The sequence below is a fragment of the Pseudomonas sp. BF-R-19 genome (assembly GCF_019956445.1).
Classification (GTDB): Bacteria; Pseudomonadota; Gammaproteobacteria; order Pseudomonadales; family Pseudomonadaceae; genus Aquipseudomonas; species Aquipseudomonas fluorescens_BH.
Window position 1 is genome coordinate 84,886 of the sequence record NZ_JAHBDN010000114.1, and the last position, 22,222, is coordinate 107,107.

A 22,222-nucleotide genomic window follows, 5' to 3' on the forward strand; every position below is an offset into this window, starting at 1 on the left:
CACAGAATCATTGTGGGAGCGGGCTTGCTCGCGAAAGTGGTTGACCAGGCAACGGAGCACTCAAGCCAACAGCATCTGCCGCAACTCGACACAATCCGCCGCATGCCAATCGGTCAATTCCGGCCATGGATTATCCGGCAAATTCACCAGCACCGTGCGCGCTCCCGCTGCCCGCCCGCAATCCAGATCAAAACGGTAATCACCCACCATCACCATCTCGCTCGCCGGCACCTTCCACGCTTCGGCCAGTTTCAGCAAGCCGCCCGGATGCGGTTTGGGCGGTGCATCATCGCGGCCCAACACATCCTCCAGCGCAAAGCAGTCGGCCAGGCCAATGGCCTCCAGCGTGACATGTGCCAGCTCCCGGGCATTGCGCGTGAGAATGCCCAGGCGATAACCACGCCCGGCCAACTCGCGCACCAGTTCCACCGCACCTGGCGCTGGTTGCGAACCGAGGGCCAGGTCCCGCTCATGCTCGAGCAGCCACGCATGTTTGGCGGCGGCCTCCTCGGCCGGCAGTGCGGCGAGGTGGGTCAGGATGTCGTGTTCGGCAGGAATCGCCAACGCCACGCGAATCGCCGCGAAGTCGTGCACGGCCACGGTCAGGGTGCCGTCCATGTCGAACACCCAGTGACGCACGTCGGCCAGGCTCATGCCCAATCCTTGCGGTGACGGATCAAGCCTTCCTGGGTGACCGAGGCCACCAGTTGCCCGGCGCGGTTGAACACGCTGCCACGGGAGAATCCACGGGAGTTGCCCGCCCACGGACTGTCCATCGCGTAGAGCAACCAGTCATCGGCACGCAGATCCTGGTGGAACCACAGCGCGTGATCGAGGCTGGCAACCTGCATGTCCTTGTGCCAGACCGACTTGCCGTGGGGCTGCATCGAGGTGACCAGCAGACCGAAGTCCGATGCGTAGGCCAGCAGGTATTTATGCAGCGCCGGCGAATCGGCCAAAGCGCCGTCGGCGCGGAACCAGACGTACTTGACCGGATCGGAAGGCAGCGGGTTGTAGGGATCTTTCTCGGTCACCGGGCGAAATTCGATCGGCTTCGGGCACAGCAGTTTTTCGCGCATTTTCTCGGGGATCAGGTGCGCGCGCTGCTGGGTGATTTCCAGTTCCGATGGCAGGTTTTCCGGACCGACCACTTGCGGCATTTCAGTCTGGTGCTGGAAGCCTTCTTCGTCGTACTGGAACGACGCACTGCACGTGAAGATCGGGTGGCCCTTCTGGATCGCCGTCACCCGACGCGTGCTGAAACTGCCGCCGTCACGCACCCGATCAACCTGATACACCACCGGCAACCCGGCATCGCCCGGACGCAGGAAATAGCCGTGCATCGAATGCACATGGCGCGCCTCTTCCACCGTCTGACTGGCCGCCGACAGCGACTGGCCGAGCACCTGACCACCGAACAGCTGACGAAACCCCAGGTCCTGGCTGCGGCCGCGGAACAGGTTTTCTTCGATCGGTTCCAGGGTCAGCAGGTCGACCAGATCATCCAACACTTGGCTCATTCAGATGCTCCTCACGCAAAACATTGCCGCGCAGCCTTGGCTGCAACGGTCGATTCAGTTTCTGGACTCGGCCCATGAGGGCCATTGTAAACGTCCGTGTCAGGTTATCCATGCAAGGTTTGCAGCCATTGTTCGCGGCTGATGCGATACAGCACATGCCGACGCAACGGATGACCGGCTTCGAGTCGCGGGTGATCGAAGTCATTTTTCGGATCATGGTGCATGCCGATGGCCTGCATGACTTTCTCCGACGGCAGATTGGTTTGCGTCGTGAAGGCCACCACCTCATTCAGCGGCAAGCGGTCGAACCCGCAGCGCAGAGCGGTCCACGCCGCTTCACTGGCGTAACCGAGGCCCCAGTGCTCGCGGGCCAGGCGCCAGCCGATTTCCGTGGCGGGGGTGAAAGGCGCGTCGAATCCAACCACGTTGAGCCCGGTAAACCCGATGAACTGGCCAGAGTCCTTGCGCTGCAAGGCCCAGAGACCATAACCATGCTCGGCGAAATGACCACGGATTCGCCCGATCAATGATGCGCTTTCCAGCCGGCTCAAGGTTGCCGGGAAATAGCGCATCACCTGCGGATCGGCACACATCGCCGCAAAATCCGCTAAATCTTCATCGCGCCACTGGCGCAACAGCAGCCGAGCGCTTTCAAGTTCCAGTATTGGCTCCATCGTGCCCCGCCCCTCCATTTCAATGTCGCAAGTCTACAACGCTGGTAGGATCCTTCTCTCATTCCTACATGAAATGACCATGCCACTGCCGCTGATTTATCACGAAGACTACAGCCCCGAGTTTCCGGCGGATCACCGCTTCCCGATGGACAAGTTCCGCCTGTTGCGCGATCACCTTGTGGACAGCGGCCTGACCCACGATGCCGACCTGTTGCGCCCGGAGCTGTGTCCGGCAGAGATTCTCGCCCTCGCCCATGACCCTTCGTATATCGAACGCTACATGAGTGGCGAATTGTCCCGCGAAGACCAGCGCCGCCTCGGCCTGCCCTGGAACGAAGCCCTGGCCCGGCGTACGGTGCGGGCGGTCGGTGGCTCGTTGCTGGCGGCCGAGCAGGCGCTGGAGCATGGTCTGGCCTGCCACCTGGCGGGCGGCACCCACCATGCGCACTACGATTACCCGGCCGGCTTCTGCATCTTCAATGACCTGGCGGTGATCAGTCATTACCTGCTGGAAAGTGGTCGGGTGAATCGGGTGCTGATCTTCGATTGCGATGTGCATCAGGGCGATGGGACTGCACGAATACTGCACAACACTCCGGAGGCGGTGACCGTTTCCCTGCACTGCGAAAAGAATTTTCCTGCGCGCAAGGCCGAAAGTGACTGGGACATTCCTCTGCCCAATGGCATGGGCGATGCCGACTACCTGAAGGTGGTGGACGATGCACTCAACTACCTGCTGCCGCTCTACCAACCGGACCTGGTGCTGTATGACGCCGGTGTCGATGTGCATAAGGACGACGCCCTGGGTTATCTGAAGCTGACAGACGAAGGCGTCGCCGCCCGCGATGAAAGCGTGATACGCCATTGCCTTGGCCGCGACATTCCGCTGGTCGGGGTAATCGGCGGCGGCTACAGCAAGGACCGCCAGGCCCTGGCCCGCCGTCACGGCATCCTCCATCACAGCGCGCAACGTGTCTGGCAGTCATCAGGTTGTCACTGAGCTGTGGATGCTTTACCCACAATGCCTGTGGAACTGCCTGTGGATAACCTGAGTGAAAGGGCCTGCAGCCCATACTGCGTATAGGCTACAGAGCGCTGGTTGTTTTTTAACCAGCAGTTGTAAACACCACAAACCAAATGTGAGAGCGGGCTTGCTCGCGAAGGCTGTTTAACATTCAACATCAATGTCGACTGACAAACCGCTTTCGCGAGCAAGTCGAATCGTCGCACCGCCGCTCCCACAGGGATTCGGGCTGCTAGAATGCCCGGCTTAAATCCGCCAGACCGCAGCCCTCACCATGACCCAGCCCTCGAACTCCTCCCCTTCCCGCGTCGCCATCATCGGCGGCGGCCCCGCCGGCCTCATGGCGGCCGAAGTGTTGAGCCAGGCCGGGATCAAGGTCGACCTGTACGACGGCATGCCTTCGGTCGGACGAAAATTCCTCCTGGCCGGCGTCGGCGGCATGAACATCACTCACTCCGAAGCCTACCCGGCGTTTCTCTCGCGCTACGCCGAACGCGCCCCGCAGATCGCCCCGCTGCTGCGCGGCTTCGGTGCCGAGGCGCTATGCCAGTGGATTCATGACCTGGGCATCGAAACTTTCGTCGGCAGCTCCGGCCGGGTATTCCCCACCGACATGAAGGCCGCACCGCTGCTACGTGCCTGGCTCAAGCGCCTGCGCGACAGCGGCGTAGTTATCCACACCCGCCACCGCTGGCTCGGCTGGGACGAGCGTGGCGGATTGCGCATCGACAGCCCGGAAGGCGAAAAAACCGTGCAGGCCGATGCCACCCTGCTCGCCCTCGGTGGCGGCAGTTGGTCGCGACTGGGTTCGGACGGCGAATGGATGCTGCCACTGGAGCAACGCGGCGTAGGACTGGCGCCGTTGCAACCGAGTAATTGCGGCTTCGAGGTGCAGGCCTGGAGCGAATTGATGGTCAGCAAATTCGCCGGCGCGCCGCTGAAAAATATCGCCATCGGCCTTAACGACGACGTGCCGCGACTCGGCGAATGTGTGATTACCGCCACCGGGATCGAGGGCAGTTTGATCTACGCCCTGTCCGCGCCGATCCGCGAGGCGATCAACCGGCACGGTTCGGCAACGATTCATCTGGACCTGTTGCCCGGCCGGCCTGTGGATAAAGTTCAAGCGGCGTTGAGCAAGCCACGGGGATCGCGCTCCATGGCCAAACACCTGCACAGTCAGTTGGGCATTGATGGGGTCAAAGCAGCGCTATTGCGTGAACTGACGCCTGCCGAAGCATTTACCGACCCGAGTCTGCTGGCCAAATCGATCAAGGCATTGCCACTGACGCTGGTGAAAACCCGTCCACTGGACGAGGCCATCAGCAGTGCTGGCGGTGTGCTGTTCGAGGCGATGGATGAGCGATTGATGCTCAAGCAACTGCCTGGCGTGTTTTGCGCCGGGGAAATGCTCGATTGGGAAGCGCCGACCGGCGGCTATCTGCTGACCGCGTGTTTCGCCAGTGGGCGGGCGGCGGGGTTGGGGATGGTGGAATGGTTGCAGCGCAAGGGCTGAAGACCGAGGCGCGCCCTTCGCGAGCAAGCCCGCTCCCACAGGGGATTTGTGAACAACACAGATCCAGTGTGGGAGCGGGCTTGCTCGCGAAGGCGGCCTAACAGACGCAGGGGTAAATCAAGGCTTACGCTTACGCGGCCCGGTATTGAACACCGGCACCTTGCGCACAGGCTTGATCGAAGGCTCCGCCGGCGCAACCTCTCCGCTATCAACCCACCGACCCAGATTGCGTTTACCACCGCCACCACCGGAAGCCTTGGGCTTCTTCGGTTTTTTCGGCTTCTTGACGACCTGGCCACTGGCATCAGTGTCCGGCACGCGGTGCTCGGGCTCGAAGTCCGGCTCGTTCTGCCGCTTCAAGGTCTGGCGAGTCAGCATCTCGATGGCCGACAGCAGATTCACTTCATCGGCGCACACCAGGGAAATCGCCTCGCCGGTCGAACCCGCGCGACCGGTACGGCCGATGCGGTGGATGTAATCCTCAGCAACGATCGGCAAGTCGAAGTTGACCACCAACGGCAGGTCTTCGATATCCAGGCCACGGGCCGCCACGTCGGTAGCGACCAGGATCTGCACTTCACTCGCCTTGAACCGGTCCAGTGCACGCTGACGAGTCGCCTGGGGTTTGTCGCCGTGGATGCCGTCGGCATTGATGCCCAGGCCCTGGAGTTTATCCACCAGCGCGTCCACGCCGTTGCGGGTCTTGGCGAACACCAGCACCTGCTTCCACTTGCCCTTGCGCATCAGGTGCACGAACAGCTCCGGCTTGCGCTTCTTGTCCACCGTCACGATCCATTGCTTGACCGTATTGGCCGCGACGTTGCGCGGGCTGACTTCAATGGTCAGCGGATCGTTGAGCATCTGCCCGGCCAGCAGGCGGATGTCATCGGAGAAGGTCGCGGAGAACAGCAGCGTCTGGCGTTTCTTCGGCAGCGCGCGGTAAATGTTCGCCAGTTCCTCGGAAAAGCCCAGGTCGAGCATGCGGTCGGCTTCGTCCAGCACCAGGGTTTGCAGCTGGTTGAACTTCAGCGCGTTCTGGCGGAACAGGTCGAGCAAGCGGCCCGGGGTCGCCACCAACAGATCGACACCGCTGCGCAGCTTCATCATCTGCGGGTTGATGCTGACGCCGCCGTACACCGCGTAAGTACGCAGCGGCAGATTCTCGGCGTACTGGCGCACGGCTTCGTGAACCTGCTCGGCCAGCTCGCGGGTCGGTACCAGGATCAGAGCGCGGACCGAGTTGGCGGTGACTTTCGGCCCTTCCATGGCCAGCAGTTGCAACAGCGGCAGGGCGAAACCGGCGGTCTTGCCGGTGCCGGTCTGGGCGGCGGCCATCAGGTCACGACCGGCCAGCACCGCCGGAATGGCTTGCGCCTGAACCGGCGTCGGAGTCTGGTAGCCGAGCGTCTCGAGGGAGCGCAGCAAGGGTTCGATCAGGCCAAGGGTGGCGAAAGTCATGGGAGTACCGTAGGAAAATTCAGCGCGGGTTGTTCAAAACAAGTGTGCAAAACAAGATGCAATGCCGCGCAGTTTACCCTAATTCACACGGGATTCTGTCGGTACTGCCGTCGCCACCACTGGCCGCTCTGGCGTGCGACGCCATTGTGGCAAGCCGATCAACACCACGGCACTGATGATCACCGCCATCGCCAGGGCTTCCTCGATACCGATGGTCTCGCCGACGAACACGATCCCCAGCAACACCGCCACCGCCGGGTTGACGTAGGCATAGCTTGTGGCAGCGGCCGGACGCACGTGCTTCAACAGGTACATGTAGGCGTTGAAGGCGATGATCGAACCGAACACGGTCAGATACGCCAACGCGGCCCAGCCTTCGATCGGCGGCACCTTTTCCAGGTGTTCACCGCTGACTGCGCTGGCAATCAGCAATACGACGCCGCCCACCAGCATTTCCACAGCGCTGGCCATCGCGCCTTGTGGCAGCGGCAAGTGTTTGCTCCACACCGAGCCAAAGGCCCAGGTTGCCGCCGCGAATATCAGCAACGCCGCGCCCAGCGGGCTCGATTGCAGGTTGGAACCGAGGTTGAGCATGGCGATGCCGATCAGCCCGAGCACAATCCCGGCCCATTCGAGACGAGTATTACGTGCGCCCCAGAAATAGCCGCAGAGCAAGGTAAACAGCGGCACCGTCGCCACCGCCAACGCCGCCACCCCGGAGGCCACGCCCGTGTGCTCGGCCACACTGACCGCGCCGTTGCCACACGCCAGCAGCAAAATCCCGATGATCCCGGCGGCTTTCCACTGCGCCCAGGTCGGTGCCGGCGCCCCGCGCCAACGCAGAAAGGCATACATCAAGGTCCCAGCGATGACGAAACGGATGCCGGCGAGCAGCAGTGGCGGCCAATATTCCACGCCAATACGGATCACCAGATAGGTCGAGCCCCAAATCACATACAAGGCGAAGAAGGCAGCGATCAAGGGTAAGGGAAAGCGACGAAGGCCGGACATGGGGGCAGCTCACAGGCAAGGACAAGTGAACGGCTATTCTAGAAAGGCCAGCGTCGAAAAATAAGTTACAAAACCTGTTTAAAGCGCCAGTACACTTTTCAAAACACGGAGTTCAGCGCTATAAACCGTGTTTTCGAAAGTCAGCGATTTTCAGGAGTCACCCCGATGGATAAGTACGACCGCATGCTGCTCAGCGCCCTGCTGGAAAACGGTCGCGCGTCCTACGCGGACCTGGCGCGCAAGGTCAACCTGTCCGCCCCGGCCGTGGCCGAGCGCGTGGCCAAGCTCGAAGCCAGCGGTGTGATCACCGGCTATCAGGCAAAGGTCGACATGGCCAAGCTCGGCCTGCCGATCCAGTGCGTGATCGAACTGCGCCTGAACCAGCACGGCAACCAGAAAGCCTACGACGACCTGATCAAAATCCCGCAATTGACCGAATGCCATCGGGTGACCGGCGACCCGTGCGTGATCATGCAAGCGGCAGTGGGTTCGATGCCGGAGCTGGAAGAGCTGATCAACCGGATTGCCACGTTCGGGTTCAGCAAGACGTCGATTGTGTTGTCGAGTGCGATAGAGAAGCGCGTGCCGTTGGGGCATATCGAAGGCAATGGCAAATAAACCCAAGACCACAGCAGATCAAAATGTGGGAGCGGGCTTGCTCGCGAAAGCGGTGTGTCATTCAACAATGATGTTCACTGAACTGGCGCTTTCGCGAGCAAGCCCGCTCCCACAGGGGATTTGCGGTGTTTTCGGGATCAGCGATAGCGCTTGAGGTGTTCACCCACTTTCGCCGCCGGGACCTTCTGCAACTTGCACAGCAAGTCATGGGACAGCTCGCGCAAGCCGTGCTTCTGGCGCAACTCTTCAGCCAGATGCGTCGTCAGGTTGGCCGCCATCTCGGCATCGGCCATGGCCCGGTGGGCCTTGCCCGTATGGGGCAGGTTGGCAAACGTGGTGAGGGTGCCGAGTTTGTGGTTCGGCGCGGCGGGCATCAGGCGGCGGGCCAGCAGCAGTGAGCAGGCAAAGTTCTGCAAGCGGGTGCGTTTGATTCGCCCGAGCTCGAAGTCCCAGAACTTCTGGTCGAACGCGGCATTGTGCGCGAGCAACGGGGTGCAGCCGACGAATTCATTCACTTCGTTCATCACCTGCTCCGCCGACGGCGCGGTGCGCAGCATGGCGTTGCTGATGCCGGTGAGTTGCTCGATGAAGGCCGGGACGCGCACACCGGCGTTCATCAGGCTTTGGTAACGCTCGACGATGCGCCCCTGTTCAAGGATCACCACGGCGATTTCCGTGGCCCGGCAGCTGCTGCTCGGGGAGATCCCGGTGGTTTCAAAGTCGATGACTGCTATGCGTTCCAAACCTGGTTCAACTCCGTAAAAATCAATTCTTGAGCAGCAACGCGCCTTCGATCGGCACGTAGCGGCTGGCGGCGCGGATCAGCGAGTTGGCGGTAAGGCCCGGCACGCCATAGGCCACCGCTTGCACCCCGTGCTTGCTGATGATGCGTTCGAGCAGCATGTCGAAATCACCGTCGCCGGAGGCCAGGACGATTTCATCGACATGATCGGCGGCATCCATGATGTCGAGGGTAATGCCCACGTCCCAGTCGCCCTTGGCCGAACCATCGCTGCGCTGGATGTACGGCTTGAGCTTCACGGTGAAACCGAGGTTACGCAGGATCTGCTGGAACTGCTGCTGTTTGCTGTCGCCACGGTCGATGGCGTAGGCGTAGGCTTCGACGATCTCGCCCTGTTTGCTGATGTCAGCCCACAGTGCGGCGTAGTTGAAGTGGCAACCATAAGCCTGACGCACGGTGTAGTAGAGGTTCTGGACATCGGCGAACACTGCGATTTTTTTCACCGGCTTTCCTCGAGGCTGAATCAGGCACCAGGCCCGAAAAGTCGCCCAGTATGCCAGCCCGAAGGATTGTTCCGCGAATAATCGGCCCGGAGCACGGTTGCGCTCCGGACGAATGGCGTGTCAGACGAAGGAATCGTCGTCGCCGCCGAAGAACGATGAGCTGTCATCGCTGTAGTCGGCGTCGCTGAACCCGCCCTGATCGTTGCTGTAGGAATCGTTACCGGCCATGCGCTGGTCATCGCCCCAGCCATGGTTGCCCTGGTCGTTGACCTGGGCCGGCTCTTCCTTGATGACTTCGACGACTTCCGGTTGCTGATTGTGATGGAACAGGCTGCTGATGCCCTGTGCCAGCATTACGCCACCCGCCACGCCGGCGGCGGTTTTCAGCGCACCGCCGAGGAAACTGCTGCCGGCCGCTGCCGGAGCCTGTTGCTGGGGTGCATAGCCCTGTTGTGGAAAGTTTTGCGGCGGCGCGCCGAAGTTCTGCTGTGGCGGTTGCGAACCGAACGACGAGCGTCCCGGCTCACGCCAGCCACCGCTCGACGGCGGTGCGCTCTGGGTTGGCGCGGGCTGTGGCTCACGAGAGCCGCCGCCAAAGATGCTCGACAAAAAGCCACCACTACTCGGCGCAGGAGCCGGGGTCGCCTGGGCCTTGGCCTGTTGCAGTTCGGCCTGCAATTGCTGGACTTGCTGGGTCAGTTGTTTGCTCTGCTCATCGAGGCTCTTGATCGCCGCCTCTTGCACCAGAATCGCCTGGGTCATGAAATAACCGGCCGCGGGCTGGCGCGTCAGGTGTTCCTTGATCCGCGCCTCGGCCTGGGCGTCGCGCGGGGCTGAGTCCGTTTCGGCCTGCTGCAGCCGGGAAAACAGTCCATCGATCAGGGTTTGTTCTTCGCTGTTCATGGCGACCTCGTAGATTGCCGGGGAAATCGTTGCCTTTATCCGATGAGGATAAGGTGCTCGACCTTAATGGAGGCTGAAACAAGATGTTTCAATGTCCTTTACCGAACGTTTACGTTTGCGCCCCCCGGCGCTTGATCGGTTAAAGTGAGCCACTGCTTCCAACCTGCGATACCAACTGATGAATCCGTTAGATGTGCTGCGTGACTCCCTGTACTTCTTCAAGCGCAATCTGGGCCAGATCGTGCAGCTGTGCCTGCCGCTGGTGATGCTTGAGGCACTGCTGCAACAAGTGGTCGACCACTCCACGGAGCCGGACAGTTTCCCCGGCATCAGCGTGATTGTCGGCTTGCTGGTGTACCCGCTGTACACCGCCGCGCTGATTCTGTTTCTCGATGCTCGCAGCCGCGGCGAATCGCCGAGCAACCGCGAGCTGCTGTCTAGGTCCGCCTACCTGTGGCCGCGCTTCGCCCTGCTGACGGCGCTCAATACCGTGCTGATTCTGCTGGGTCTGTCGCTGTATTTCCTGCCGGGTATCTACCTGATGGTGACCCTGGCGTTTGGCGAATACCTGCTGGTATTGCGCGGCCTGGCGCCGCTGGCGGCCATGAAGGAAAGCCTGCGCCTGACCAGCGGTCACTTCCTGCGCATCCTGCTGTGCATTTTGTGTGTGATGGGGCCGTTGTGGCTGCTCAAAGGCGTGACGCTGGCGGCGTACCCGGAACCTCAGAACCCGGTGGTTTCAGTGCTGATCGACAGCGCCCACAGCTTCCTGCAGCTGTTTACCAGCGTGGTGCTGTTCCGGTTGTTCATGCTGATCAACCCGTTGCCTGAGAGAAATGACAACTCGCTCTGACCTTGGGCGCGAACATCGCTCTCGGGTATGCTCGGAAACAATCCTGTAACGCTAATAAGCCGAGCCATGACCCGTCTACTGCGCTACACCCTGCTGGGCCTGCTGATCGTGACCGGCTTGATCACCGTGATGATCTACAGCCTGACCTGGCGCCCCGATGCCAAAGAAGTGTTGCCTGTCAGTTGCAGTGCCCAGGCCCCCTCCCTGGTCCCCGGGCAGGCGTTGAAGGTGATGACCTGGAACGTCCAGTCCCTGGCGGGCAAGCGTTACGTGTTCTGGAATGACCTGGCCGCCGGCACCGACGAACGTCCCACAGCGGAAGACATGGCCTTCAGCCTCGACGAAGTGGCGCGGGTGATTCGCGACGAACAACCGGACATCGTGCTGTTGCAGGAGCTGGACGACGGCGCCAAGGCCAGCGATTACCAGCACCAGTTCAAACTGCTGCAAGAACGGCTCGCCGACTTGTATCCGTGTGGCACCAGCGCGTTCGACTGGAAGGCCGACTTCGTACCGAACCCGCACATTTTCGGCAGTGTCGGCCGGCAACTGGCAACCCTGAGCCGTTACCAGATCGAACATGCCGAACGGCTGCAACTTCCAGTCGCCTCGGGCAATCCAATCAGCCGCCAATTCAAGCCCAGAGATGCCTTGCTGGTGAGCTATTTGCCGTTGAGTGATGGCGGGCAAATAGCGGTGCTCAATACCCATCTGGACCGCGCCATTCGAGCCGACAATACCTTGCAAAACCAGGTGAACGCCGTGGCCAGGGCCCTCGATAAACTCGAAAGCCGTGGCACGCCGTGGCTGATCGGAGGAGATTTCAACCTGTTGCCGCTGGGCCAGTATCGACGCCTGTCCGACGCACAACGCGCGCCCTACTCCGCCGACAGCCCGTTGCACCTGCTGTGGGACAAATACCCGATGATCCCGACCAACAACGAAGCCAGTGGTATCGACCGCGAACGCTGGCTGACCCATTACCCGAACGATCCCGGGCTGAACGGCCCGGACCGGACCGTCGACTACCTGTTCTACAGCCCGCGGATCAAACGGGTCGAGGCGATGGTGCGACAGGACGATACGTTGCGTATCTCCGATCACCTGCCGGTGATTGCGCGGTTCCTGTTGCCGGCAGCGCCGTAGCGCCGTAGCGCCTCACTCAAGTCAGATGTAAATCCTGTGGGAGCGGGCTTGCTCGCGAAGAGACCAGTACATCCGACATCAATGTTGTCTGATACACCGCTTTCGCGAGCAAGCCCGCTCCCACAGGGTCTGTGCACACCTGACTTAATGCACTTCCTCCAGATCATCATGCAGCAGCCCGAAGATCTCGCGTTTCATCTCGATGAACGAGCGCTCCATGACCATGTCCAGGTTGCGTGGACGCTCAATCGGCACATCCAGAATTTGTTTGATCCGCCCCGGTCTGGCGCCCATCACATACACCCGGTCACCCAGCAGAATCGCCTCGTCGATGTCGTGGGTCACGAACAACACGGTCTTCTTGCTGTTGCCCCACACCCGCAGCAACAACTGCTGCATTTGCAGGCGCGTCTGGCTGTCGAGGGCGCCGAAGGGTTCGTCCATCAGCAGGATCTGCGGGTCATTGGCCAGTGCCCGGGCAATGGCGACGCGTTGCATCATGCCGCCGGACAACTGCTTGGCGTAGTTGTCCGCAAAGCCGCTCAGGCCCACTTCGTTGACGTAGTAATCGACGATGTCCTTGCGTTGCGCCGCCGGCATGCCGCGCCGCTTGAGGCCGAACTCGACGTTCTGCCGCACCGTCAGCCATGGAAACAGCGTGTAGCTCTGGAACACCATGCCGCGGTCCGCGCCGGGGCCTTCCACCTGTTGGCCGCCGACGTAGATCTCGCCCGAGGTCGGTTCGGCCAGACCGGCGGTGAGGTACAGCAGGCTCGACTTGCCGCAACCCGAAGGCCCCACCAGTACCGCAAATTGCTGGTCCGGCACCTCGAACGACACTTCCTCCAACGCGGTAAAGGTACCGCCATCGGGTTTCTTGTAACTCAGGCTGACCTTGTCCACCTTCAGCCGTGGCGCGTTCACCGGGGCAGCCTGAGGGGCGACAAAACGATGAGTGGCGGCGGTTACTGAGCCCATGCGGTGATCCTCAGACGTAGGAAACGGAACAGTTGATCGGTGACCAGGCCCAGCAGGCCGATGATCGCGATGGCGAGGAAAATCACGTCCACCTGGAAGCCACGCATGGCCTTGAGGCTCAGGTAACCCAGGCCACTGGAGGCGGCGACCAGTTCAGCCACCACCAGGTAAGTCCAGGCCCAGCCCATGGTCACGCGCAGGGTGTCGAGCACACCTGGCAGGGAAGCCGGAGCGATCACATGCAGCACCGCATCGCGGCGATTGGAACCTAGGGTGTAGGAGGCGTTGATCAGGTCCTTGGAGATGCCTTTGGACACGTCCGCGATCATCACCAGTTGCTGGAAGAACACTCCGAAGATGATCACCGACACCCGCTGCTCCAGACCGATGCCGATCCACAGGATGAACAGCGGCACGAACGAGGTCACCGGCAGGTAGCGAATGAAATTCACCAGCGGCTCAAGGAAGGCCTGGACGATGCGGAAGCTGCCCATCAACAGTCCCAGCGGCACCGCCACCAGGGACGACACGATGAAACCGACCATCACCACTTCGACGCTGGCCCACACATGCTGGCCGAGGGTGCCGTCGCGACCCAGGCGCACGGCGGCCTCGACCACCGCACCCGGCGTCGGCAGGAACATGCCCGGCACCACGCCACCGTAGGACAAGCCGGCCCACAGGCCGACCAACAGCACCCAGGCCAGGCCGCTCGCGCTCCAGATCACCGAGACCGGCAAACCGGTCTTGGGCGTGATGCAGCGGCTCAGCCATGAATTGCGCTTGAACATGCAGCCTCCTAGAGCGGGGTGACGAAACGGTTGTCGATCAGGTCGTCATTGCTGACGTTGTAGGGCTTGCCTTGCAGCTCACTGGCGGTCTCGTTGGCCAGTTTGATCAGCGGTGCGCTGTCACCCGGTTTGCCCGGCGAGCCCAGCAGTTTTTCGCTCATGGCCTGATCGTAGAAGCGCACGCCCTGGGCGGCCGCTTCCATTTCCTTCGGATCGGCCAGGTAACCGCCGACCCCCTTGGCCATTATTTTGTAGGCTTCCTGTGGATGATCCTTGGTGTACTGCACGGCTTTGTACAAACCGGCCACCAGGGCCTTGACGTCTTCCGGCTGCTTTTCGATCACGCTGCAGTTCAGTGCGACCACATCGACGATCACCCCCGGTGTGCTGCTGCTGTCGATCAGCACCTTGCCCTGTTTCTTGTCACGAACCATCGACAAGTGTGGTTCCCAGGTCACGGCGGCGGGTACCCGACCGGCGATGAACGCAGTGGCGGCATCGTCGGCCGTCATGTTCTGCACAGTGATGTCGCTCATGCTCATACCGTGTTTTTTCAGCAGATAGGACAGCCAGAACTGCGAGGTCGAACCTTCGTTGACCGCAACGGCCTTGCCCTTGAGTTCCTGCAGGCTCTTGACGTCCTTGCCCACCAGCACGCCGTCGCCACCATGGCTGTCGTCCAGCGCGGCCACAGCCTTGAAGCAGAATTGCGGACGGTACTTGAGCACCTCGTCGATGGTCGACGCCGAGCCGGACAACTCGCCGGACGCTTGTGCGGCCATGTACATCGCCGCTTCTTCGACCACCGGCAACTCGACGGTCAGACCGTTCTCCTTGAAGTAGCCAAGGTCCTGGGCCAGGTACAGGGTGCCGTAGCCGACCCAGGTGGTATGACCGATGGACAGGGTGCCGGCCTGGGCGCTGGTGGCGACCGTCGCGGCGATGGCGGTGACCGCCAGTGGATGGGCAACGCGGGTAAGCAAGGACTTGATCATGGAGCACTCCCAAAGCTGTTGATTTAGTTTTGTCATGGGCAGTACGGCCAGTGGCCTGGGTGCAGCTGCAACCTGTGGTCTCTGGGTGGACCCTTCGGCGGGCAGCATTCGGCTGGCTGGCGAGATCGATGTTGGCCCATGGGAGGGCTTAGGAAAATGAGGAAATATGTGGATGTGAACGATGAAAAAACTCGTTAGCGCGCACCGCGAAAGGGCGCTGTGGGCAAGGATGCCCGAGGTGGGTGCAAGGCGTTAAAAATGTGTTGAATGGGCCATAGCATTCGCGAGCAAGCCCGCTCCCACAGGTTATGTGTCGTGCCCAAAACGTGCGGCCGACACAAATCCTGTGGGAGCGGGCTTGCCCGCGAAGAGGCCCGCAAGAGCGCTACAAAGTCAGAGCCGGCCGTATTCCTGCGCCGTACGATCCACCGCTTTCAAAGTCTTGCTGATCAGCTCATCAATCTCTTCACGACTGGCAATCAACGCCGGCGCCATGATCATCCGGCCCAAGGTCGAGCGAATGATCACCCCTTCCTCGAAACCAATCGTGCGGCAGCGCCAGGCGATGTCGTTCTCGTTGGCAAAACGCTTGCGAGTGGATTTGTCTTCGGCCAGTTGCAGCGCCGCGACCATGCCGGTGCCCTGGATGTCACCCACCAGCGGGTGCTTGCCGAACACTTCGCGCAGGCACTGTTGCAGGTATGGGCCGATGTCGTCCTTGACCCGCGTCACCACGCCTTCATCACGCAGCGCCTTGAGGTTGGCAATCGCCACCGCCGCCGCCACCGGGTGTCCGGAATAGGTCAGGCCGTGGGCAAACACGCCGCCCTGCTCCACCAGCACCGAGGCCATTTTCTTCGACAGGATCAGGCCGCCCATGGGGATGTAGCCCGAGGTCAGGCCCTTGGCGATGGACAGGGTGTCCGGCTCGAAACCGAAGTACTCGTGGGCGAACCATTCGCCGGTACGACCGAAGCCGCCGATCACTTCATCGGCGCACAGCAATACGTCGTACTTGCGGCAGATGCGCTGGATTTCCGGCCAGTAGCTTTCTGGCGGGAAGATCATCCCGCCGGCACCCTGGAACGGTTCGGCGATAAAGCCTGCGACCTTGTCCGCACCCAGTTCGAGAATCTTCGCTTCCAGTTGCTGTGCCGCACGCAGACCGAATTCGGCCGGCGTCAGGTTGCCTTCGTGGGCGAAGAAGTACGGCTCGTCGATGTGCTCGATGTCCGGAATCATGCCACCCATTTCGTGCATGAATTTCATACCGCCCAGCGCCGTCGCGGCCAGGGTCGAACCGTGGTAACCGTTCCAGCGGCCGATCATGATTTTCTTCTCGGGCTTGCCGAGTACCTGCCAGTAACGACGCACCGTGCGGATCAACACCTCGTTGGCTTCGGAGCCGGAGTTGGTGTAGATCGCGTGGCTGTAGTGAGCCGGCAGCAGGCTGAACAGCAGCTCGGACAGCTCGATCACCTGCGGGTGGGTGGTGTGGAAAAACATGTTGTAGTACGGCAGCTGTTCCAGTTGCTGGCTCGCAGCAAAGGCCAGGTCCTTGCGCCCGTAACCGAGGTTGGTGCACCACAACCCGGACATGCCGTCGAGGTAACGCCGGCCATCGTTGTCCCACAGGTGCAGGCGCTCGCCACGGACCATCACCCGTGGCCCTTCGTCGTTGAGGGCTTTCTGATCGACGAACGCATGGATGTGGTGCGCAGCGTCGGCGGCCTGGTAGTCGCGGGTATCACGTGGTGTGGTCATCGCCAGTTCTCCGTTTTGTTATCAGCGCAATTGAAACCAGGTGGTCTTCAACTGGGTGTATTTATCGAATGAATGCAGGGACAGGTCGCGGCCGAAACCCGACTGCTTGCCGCCGCCGAAAGGCACGGTCACATCCAGCGCATCGACGCTGTTGACCGACACCGTACCGGCCCGCAATTGTCGCGCCACACGGTGGGCGCGGTTGAGGTCGTCGGTCCACAGCGAAGCCGCCAGACCGTAGACGCTGTCGTTGGCCAGTTGCAAGGCGTGGGTCTCATCGTCGAATGGCGTAATCGCCAACACCGGGCCGAACACTTCATCGCGAAACAGCGGCATGTCCGGTGTCACGCCGATGAAAATCGTCGGCTGGATGAAGTTGTCGGAACCGTTGAAAATCGACTGACGACCGCCACATACCTTGGTCGCGCCTTGTTGTTCGGCCTCCTGGATGAATTTCATGATGCGCGCGGTCTGACGGCTGTCGACGATGGCCCCGGCGGCGCTCGACGGGTCCAGCGGATCGCCCGGCAACCAGCGTTCGGCCTGGGCCTTTAGGCGTTCGACAAACTCGTCATGGATCGAGCGTTGCACCAGCAACCGCGAGTTGGCCGAGCACACTTCGCCCTGATTGAAGAAGATGCCGAACGCGGCTTTTTCCGCGGCCAGATCGAGGTCCTGACAATCGGCGAACACCAGGTTCGCACTCTTGCCGCCGCACTCCAGCCACACCTGCTTGAGGTTCGACTGAGCCGAGTACTGCATGAAATATTTGCCGACTTCGGTGGAGCCGGTGAACACCAGGCAATCGACGTCCGGGTGCAGGCCGAGGGCCTTGCCGGTCTGCTCGCCGAGGCCTGGCAGTACGTTGAGTACGCCTGCCGGAATCCCCGCCTCCAGCGCCAGCTCGGCCAGGCGCAGGGCAGAAAACGGCGACTGCTCGGCCGGTTTGAGGATCACCGAGTTACCGGCGGCCAGGGCCGGGGCGAGTTTCCACGCGGCCATGTCCAGAGGGAAATTCCATGGCACCACGGCAGCCACTACGCCCAGGGCTTCACGAGTAATGGTTGCCAGCACGTTCTGCGCACTCGGCGCGACCTGATCGTAGAGTTTGTCGAGGCTTTCGGCGTACCAGCGGAACACCCCGGCGGCACCCGGCACGTCGATGTTGTAGGCATCGGTGACGGGCTTGCCCATGTTCAGCGAATCGAGCAGCGCCAGCTCTTCACGGTTTTCGAGGATCAAGTCGGCCAGACGCAACAGCACTTGCTTGCGTTCAGTCGGCGAGCGCGCAGCCCAGGTGCCAGCCTCGAAGACCTGCCGCGCATTGTGCACCGCCGCGTTCACGTCTTCTTCACCGCAGGCGGCAATGTTGGCCAGGCATTGCCCGGTGGCAGGGTTGATCGCGGCGAAAGTCTGTCCCGACTGCGCCGGGCGGCGCTGGCCGTCGATCACGGCCTGGTCGGGAAACCGCAGGGAAGCGGCCTTGCGTTGCCAATACTCAAGCTCGAACACGTTCAGATGCTCCAGAGGACATTCTTGTGTATTGGATAGTCGCTCAGGCCCGAGCGGTGGAAAACCAGTAAAAATGTGTTCGCAGGCCAAGAAAAAACTACGTAGCCAATCTCCCTTCTGGCGCAGCATGTGGTTATTGTTCAAACACAACAAATCGCTACCCGAGCGGATAGGGGTGGCGCGCAAATTGCCAGGATGCCTGATCCGTTCTCCCCCGAGGTTTGCTGTGGCTGCCTACAATCTGCGTCAACTGAAATACTTCATCACCACCGTCGAGTGCGGCAGCGTCGCCGAGGCCTCGCGCAAGCTGTACATCGCCCAGCCTTCGATCTCCACGGCCATCAAAGGGCTGGAAGACAGCTTCGGCGTGCAACTGCTGATCCGCCATCACGCCCAGGGCGTGTCGTTGACCCCCAGTGGTGCACGCTTCTACCGCAAGGCCCAGGAACTGCTGCGCATGGCCAAGGAGTTCGAACAGAACGCCCTGGCCGACAACGACGTGGTCTCCGGGCAGATCGATATCGGCTGTTTCGAAACCGTCGCGCCGCTGTATCTGCCGCAATTGATCGCAGGATTTTCCGCGTTGTACCCGGGGGTGGAAATCCGCATCCGCGATGGCGAGCAGCAGGAGTTAGTACAGGGCCTGACCTCCGGCGCCTTCGATCTGGCGATCCTCTATGAACACGACCTCGACGGCACCATCGAAACCGAACCGCTGATGCCGGCGCAACGACCCTACGCGCTGCTGCCGGCGGATCACCGCTTTGCCCAGCAGGCGCAAGTGTCGCTGCGGGACCTGTGCCTGGAGCCGATGATCCTTCTGGACGTACAGCCGAGCCGGACCTACTTCGTCAGCCTGTTCGAAGAGCTGGGCCTGACCCCGCGCATCGCCTTCAGCTCGCCATCGATCGAGATGGTGCGCGGCATGGTTGGCCAGGGATTCGGATTCTCGATCCTGGTGACCAAGCCGCATTCGGAGTGCACCTACGACGGGCAGAAAGTAGTGTGCGTGGACATCGCCGAAGACGTCACCGGATCCGGGCTGGTGGCGGCATGGCTCAAGCGCGGGCAACTGACCAAACCGGCGCAGTTGTTTGCGGACTATTGCCGCGAACAACTGACCGCCAAGGCTGAAAGACCTGCCTCATAACTACTTTCGCGGCTTTATCCGCGCGGTGGCTTCGGCCACCAGCGGATCATCCGGCCAGTAATGCTTCGGATAACGCCCCTTCAAATCCTTCTTCACCTCGGCATAGGTGCTGCGCCAGAAGTTGGCCAGGTCCTGAGTCACCTGCACCGGCCGGCGCGCCGGGGACAACAGATGCAGCTTGACCACTTGCCGGCCCCCGGCGATGCGCGGGGTTTCAGCCAGGCCGAACAACTCCTGCAATCGCACCGCCAGAATCGGCGGCTGTTCGCTGTAGTCCAGACGAATCGACGAGCCCGACGGCACGCTCAAATGATGCGGCGCCAGTTCGTCCAGCCGTTGCGGCAGAGGCCATGGCAGCAGGTTGTGGACGATGCTCGACAGGTCCAGATTAGCGAAGTGACTGAGCCGCGAAACCTTGCCCAGATACGGCATCAGCCAGTGTTCCAGACGCTTGAGCAACGCCGCGTCGCTGACATCCGGCCACTCGCTCTCGCCCTTGGCGGCGAGGTCCAGTTGCCGCAACAAGGCGACCCGCGCCTGCCACTGACGCAGCTCCGGGGTCCACGGCAACAGCTCCAGGCCTTTGCGCCGCACCAGGTTCACCAGTGCCTGGCTGCGGGCGGTTTCGTCGAGGCCTGTCAGTGGCTCGCGGCTGAGGATCAATTCGCCAACCTTGCGCTGACGCTCTGCCCGCAGCACCCCTTCACGTTCATCCCAATCCAGTTGATCGACGCAGCGCACCTGCTCGGCCAGCACTGAATCGAAGAGCGCCGGATCGAAGTCCGTCGCCAGGTAAATCCGCTCTTCACGCTGGCCCTGGCGACTGCCCAGATCGGCGATTACCAGCCACGCTTGCTTCATCAGGCTGTCGGCCTCGGCGAACAGTGCGGCACGTCCGTTGGCCAAGCGATATTCCGCACCACCGGCGCGCCGTTGCTGGGCGACGCGGTCGGGATAGGCCAGCGCCAGCAACGCGCCGAGCCAGCGCGGGTGATCCGGATCGCTGACCGGCTCCGAGGCTTTGCCCCGCAGATAACCACGATACTGCCGCGCCAGTTGCCGTGCGCGCTGCACCCCGCCCTGAGCACCGCGTGCGGCGCGCTCTTCGCCAGACAGCAATACCAGTCGGCTGTGCAAGTCCGCCCCGGCGCCGCGCAAGATATCGCGCTCGCCGAGCAGTGCCGCGACGTCGCAGGCCATGTCCGCCAGACCCAGCGCCTGGCCGCGCAACAGCAAATGCGCGATACGCGGATGTGCCGGCAGTTCGGCCATGGCCTGACCATGACGGGTCAGCGCTTCACCCTCCAGAGCCCCCAGGCGTTCGAGCAGGTCCTGGGCCTGTGCATAGGCGGCGGCTGGCGGCACGTCGAGCCACACCAGTTGCCCGGGCGTCACGCCCCAACGTCCCAGTTGCAAAGCCAGCCCGGCGAGGTCCGCCGAGAGGATTTCCGCACTGCCATAGGCCGCCAGTTGCTCGTGCTGGTCCTGGGACCACAAGCGATAACACACACCGGGCTCCAGGCGCCCGGCCCGGCCAGCACGCTGGGTGGCGCTGGCCTTGGAAATGCGCTGGGTGTCGAGACGGGTCATGCCACTGCCGGGATCGAAACGCGGCACCCGCGCCAGCCCGGCATCGATCACCACGCGCACGCCATTGATGGTCAGGCTGGTTTCGGCGATGTTGGTGGCCAGCACCACTTTGCGCTTGCCCGCTGGTGCCGGATCGATTGCAGCCCGTTGCGCGGCGAGGTCCAGTTCACCGTGCAACGGGCACAGTAGAACCTGAGTGTTTTCGCCCAAGGCATCGGCCAGTTGCTGATGCACGCGACGGATTTCTGCCTGCCCCGGCAGGAACACCAACACGCTGCCGGTCTCGTCGTTCAAGGCTTCGAGGATGGTCTGCACCAGACGCGGCTCGATGAATTCACCGGCCTGGAACGGCCGCCCCCAGCGCATCGCCACCGGGAACATGCGCCCTTCGCTGCGCAGGATCGGTGCGTCGTCGAGCAACCCGGCCAAGCGTTCGCCTTCGAGTGTGGCGGACATCAGGAGGATTTTCAGCGGCTGATCGTCACGGAACAGTTCGCGGCCATTGAGGCTCAGGGCCAGCGCCAGATCAGCGTCGAGGCTGCGTTCGTGAAACTCATCGAAGATCAGCAGGCCTACGCCTTCCAGTGCCGGGTCATCCTGCAAACGCCGGGTGAGGATGCCTTCGGTGACCACTTCGATACGGGTGTTGGGACCGACCTTGCTGTCGAGCCGAATGCGATAGCCCACGGTTTCGCCGACCTTCTCCCCCAGCTCACTGGCCAGCCGCTCCGCCGCTGCACGCGCGGCCAACCGGCGGGGTTCGAGCATCAGGATGGTCTGCCCGGCCAGCCACGGCTCATTGAGCAAGGCCAAAGGCACCCGGGTGGTTTTACCGGCACCGGGCGGCGCTTCGAGCACGGCTTCGTGGCGTGTAGCGAGGGCTTCACGCAGGGCGGGTAAAACTTCATCGATCGGCAAAGAAATCATGCTGGCTCCCAAACAGAGCGGCGAGTATAACGGCGAACTGTTTGGCGTAGTCTGGGCTCTAACCAGTAACGTTCTTGGCGTTCTACTCAGGAGATTTCATATGCGTGCTCCCTTTCGCCTGATTGGCGGTGTTCTGGTCGCAACCTTGCTGACTCAAGTGACCGCCTGCGGTTCGATCTTCTACCCGGATCGCCGTGGCCAGATCGAAGGCAAGATCGACCCGGCCATCGCCGCGCTCGACGCCGTGGGCCTGCTGTTCTACATCATCCCCGGCCTGATCGCGTTTGCCGTGGACTTCGCCACCGGCGCGATTTACTACGCGCCGGGAGAGACCGCACAAGTTGCACCGGAAAAACTCAAGGAAGCCATCGGCGCCGACGGCAAGGTCGATAACCGCAAGTTGCAGACTATTCTGGAAAGTGAACTCGGCCGCAGCTTCCCGCTGGACGATCCACGCCTGATCCAGAGCAAAGGCAGCGCCCAGCAACTGGCGATGTTCGGCCTGCAACCCGCCGCGTAATCCCTACGCGCGAAAGGACTCTTCAAG

21 protein-coding genes are annotated in these 22,222 nt (G+C 61.9%); 7 read left to right on the forward strand and 14 right to left on the reverse strand.

The genetic code is table 11. The features are described 5' to 3' along the window. Positions 1–60: 60 nt before the first annotated feature. The 3 genes from KGB28_RS29775 to KGB28_RS29785 form a co-directional block, all read right to left on the reverse strand. On the reverse strand, positions 61–654 hold the full coding sequence (locus KGB28_RS29775) for an HAD family hydrolase (RefSeq protein ID WP_046041727.1): 594 nt from the start codon (positions 652–654) through the stop codon (positions 61–63). After that, positions 651–1,520, reverse strand: coding sequence for an acyl-CoA thioesterase II (gene tesB, locus KGB28_RS29780; protein WP_046041726.1), 870 nt, complete (start codon positions 1,518–1,520; stop codon positions 651–653). Before tesB ends, KGB28_RS29775 begins: the two co-directional genes overlap by 4 nt. A 104-nt stretch (positions 1,521–1,624) precedes the next feature. Further along, entirely contained in the window at positions 1,625–2,194 is a 570-nt protein-coding gene (locus KGB28_RS29785) for a GNAT family N-acetyltransferase (protein WP_223449044.1), read from the reverse strand. A gap of 79 nt (positions 2,195–2,273) precedes the next feature. On the opposite strand from KGB28_RS29785, the gene KGB28_RS29790 reads away from it, so the two are divergent. Continuing rightward, complete coding sequence (locus KGB28_RS29790; protein WP_223449045.1) at positions 2,274–3,194, forward strand: histone deacetylase; 921 nt, start codon at positions 2,274–2,276, stop codon at positions 3,192–3,194. 298 nt (positions 3,195–3,492) lie between these two features. After that, positions 3,493–4,734 carry a TIGR03862 family flavoprotein gene (locus KGB28_RS29795; protein WP_223449046.1) on the forward strand — a complete coding sequence of 414 codons (1,242 nt, stop codon included), beginning with the start codon at positions 3,493–3,495 and terminating at the stop codon, positions 4,732–4,734. A gap of 117 nt (positions 4,735–4,851) precedes the next feature. On the opposite strand, the gene KGB28_RS29800 is transcribed toward KGB28_RS29795, so the two are convergent. Together KGB28_RS29800 and yedA are read right to left on the reverse strand one after the other, a co-directional pair. Then, complete coding sequence (locus KGB28_RS29800; RefSeq protein WP_150726987.1) at positions 4,852–6,192, reverse strand: DEAD/DEAH box helicase; 1,341 nt, start codon at positions 6,190–6,192, stop codon at positions 4,852–4,854. Between the two features lie 78 nt (positions 6,193–6,270). Then, positions 6,271–7,203, reverse strand: a complete 933-nt coding sequence (gene yedA / locus KGB28_RS29805) for a drug/metabolite exporter YedA (RefSeq protein WP_223449047.1) — start codon at positions 7,201–7,203, stop codon at positions 6,271–6,273. A gap of 165 nt (positions 7,204–7,368) precedes the next feature. Here yedA and KGB28_RS29810 point away from each other — a divergent pair, with 165 nt between their 5' ends. After that, on the forward strand, positions 7,369–7,821 hold the full coding sequence (locus tag KGB28_RS29810) for an Lrp/AsnC family transcriptional regulator (RefSeq protein WP_007990688.1): 453 nt from the start codon (positions 7,369–7,371) through the stop codon (positions 7,819–7,821). Between the two features lie 137 nt (positions 7,822–7,958). Here the strand turns inward: KGB28_RS29810 and KGB28_RS29815 are convergent, their stop codons facing one another. The 3 genes from KGB28_RS29815 to KGB28_RS29825 form a co-directional block, all read right to left on the reverse strand. Next, entirely contained in the window at positions 7,959–8,564 is a 606-nt protein-coding gene (locus KGB28_RS29815; protein WP_223449048.1) for a PolC-type DNA polymerase III, read from the reverse strand. Between the two features lie 22 nt (positions 8,565–8,586). Beyond that, complete coding sequence (locus KGB28_RS29820; RefSeq protein ID WP_007990686.1) at positions 8,587–9,066, reverse strand: NYN domain-containing protein; 480 nt, start codon at positions 9,064–9,066, stop codon at positions 8,587–8,589. Positions 9,067–9,186: 120 nt separating this feature from the next. After that, positions 9,187–9,969 carry a DUF2076 domain-containing protein gene (locus KGB28_RS29825; RefSeq protein WP_223449049.1) on the reverse strand — a complete coding sequence of 261 codons (783 nt, stop codon included), beginning with the start codon at positions 9,967–9,969 and terminating at the stop codon, positions 9,187–9,189. A gap of 178 nt (positions 9,970–10,147) precedes the next feature. Here KGB28_RS29825 and KGB28_RS29830 point away from each other — a divergent pair, with 178 nt between their 5' ends. Beyond that, positions 10,148–10,822, forward strand: coding sequence for a YciC family protein (locus KGB28_RS29830; RefSeq protein ID WP_223449050.1), 675 nt, complete (start codon positions 10,148–10,150; stop codon positions 10,820–10,822). 66 nt (positions 10,823–10,888) lie between these two features. Then, the gene (locus tag KGB28_RS29835) at positions 10,889–11,968 is read left to right on the forward strand and encodes an endonuclease/exonuclease/phosphatase family protein (protein WP_223449051.1); all 1,080 of its coding nucleotides are present in this window, start codon (positions 10,889–10,891) and stop codon (positions 11,966–11,968) included. A gap of 144 nt (positions 11,969–12,112) precedes the next feature. Here the strand turns inward: KGB28_RS29835 and KGB28_RS29840 are convergent, their stop codons facing one another. From KGB28_RS29840 to KGB28_RS29860, 5 genes are all read right to left on the reverse strand, one after another. Beyond that, positions 12,113–12,946 (reverse strand): ABC transporter ATP-binding protein, encoded by an 834-nt coding sequence (locus tag KGB28_RS29840; RefSeq protein WP_090451570.1) that lies wholly within the window; start codon positions 12,944–12,946, stop codon positions 12,113–12,115. Further along, entirely contained in the window at positions 12,934–13,737 is an 804-nt protein-coding gene (locus KGB28_RS29845; RefSeq protein ID WP_007990681.1) for an ABC transporter permease, read from the reverse strand. The genes KGB28_RS29840 and KGB28_RS29845 overlap by 13 nt, the downstream gene beginning before the upstream one ends. An 8-nt stretch (positions 13,738–13,745) precedes the next feature. Further along, the gene (locus KGB28_RS29850) at positions 13,746–14,732 is read right to left on the reverse strand and encodes an ABC transporter substrate-binding protein (RefSeq protein ID WP_150672692.1); all 987 of its coding nucleotides are present in this window, start codon (positions 14,730–14,732) and stop codon (positions 13,746–13,748) included. Between the two features lie 393 nt (positions 14,733–15,125). Next, on the reverse strand, positions 15,126–16,496 hold the full coding sequence (locus KGB28_RS29855; RefSeq protein ID WP_223449052.1) for an aspartate aminotransferase family protein: 1,371 nt from the start codon (positions 16,494–16,496) through the stop codon (positions 15,126–15,128). Between the two features lie 21 nt (positions 16,497–16,517). Next, on the reverse strand, positions 16,518–18,008 hold the full coding sequence (locus KGB28_RS29860; RefSeq protein ID WP_223449053.1) for an aldehyde dehydrogenase: 1,491 nt from the start codon (positions 18,006–18,008) through the stop codon (positions 16,518–16,520). A gap of 226 nt (positions 18,009–18,234) precedes the next feature. On the opposite strand from KGB28_RS29860, the gene KGB28_RS29865 reads away from it, so the two are divergent. After that, a complete protein-coding gene (locus KGB28_RS29865; protein ID WP_223449054.1) occupies positions 18,235–19,158 on the forward strand; it encodes a LysR family transcriptional regulator in 924 nt (307 codons plus the stop codon). On the opposite strand, the gene hrpB is transcribed toward KGB28_RS29865, so the two are convergent. Then, positions 19,159–21,675: an ATP-dependent helicase HrpB gene (gene hrpB / locus KGB28_RS29870; RefSeq protein WP_223449055.1), complete on the reverse strand. Its 2,517-nt coding sequence runs from the start codon at positions 21,673–21,675 to the stop codon at positions 19,159–19,161. A 100-nt stretch (positions 21,676–21,775) separates the two neighbouring features. On the opposite strand from hrpB, the gene KGB28_RS29875 reads away from it, so the two are divergent. Next, on the forward strand, positions 21,776–22,195 hold the full coding sequence (locus KGB28_RS29875; protein WP_150726978.1) for a polyribonucleotide nucleotidyltransferase: 420 nt from the start codon (positions 21,776–21,778) through the stop codon (positions 22,193–22,195). The last annotated feature ends 27 nt before the right edge of the window (positions 22,196–22,222 follow it).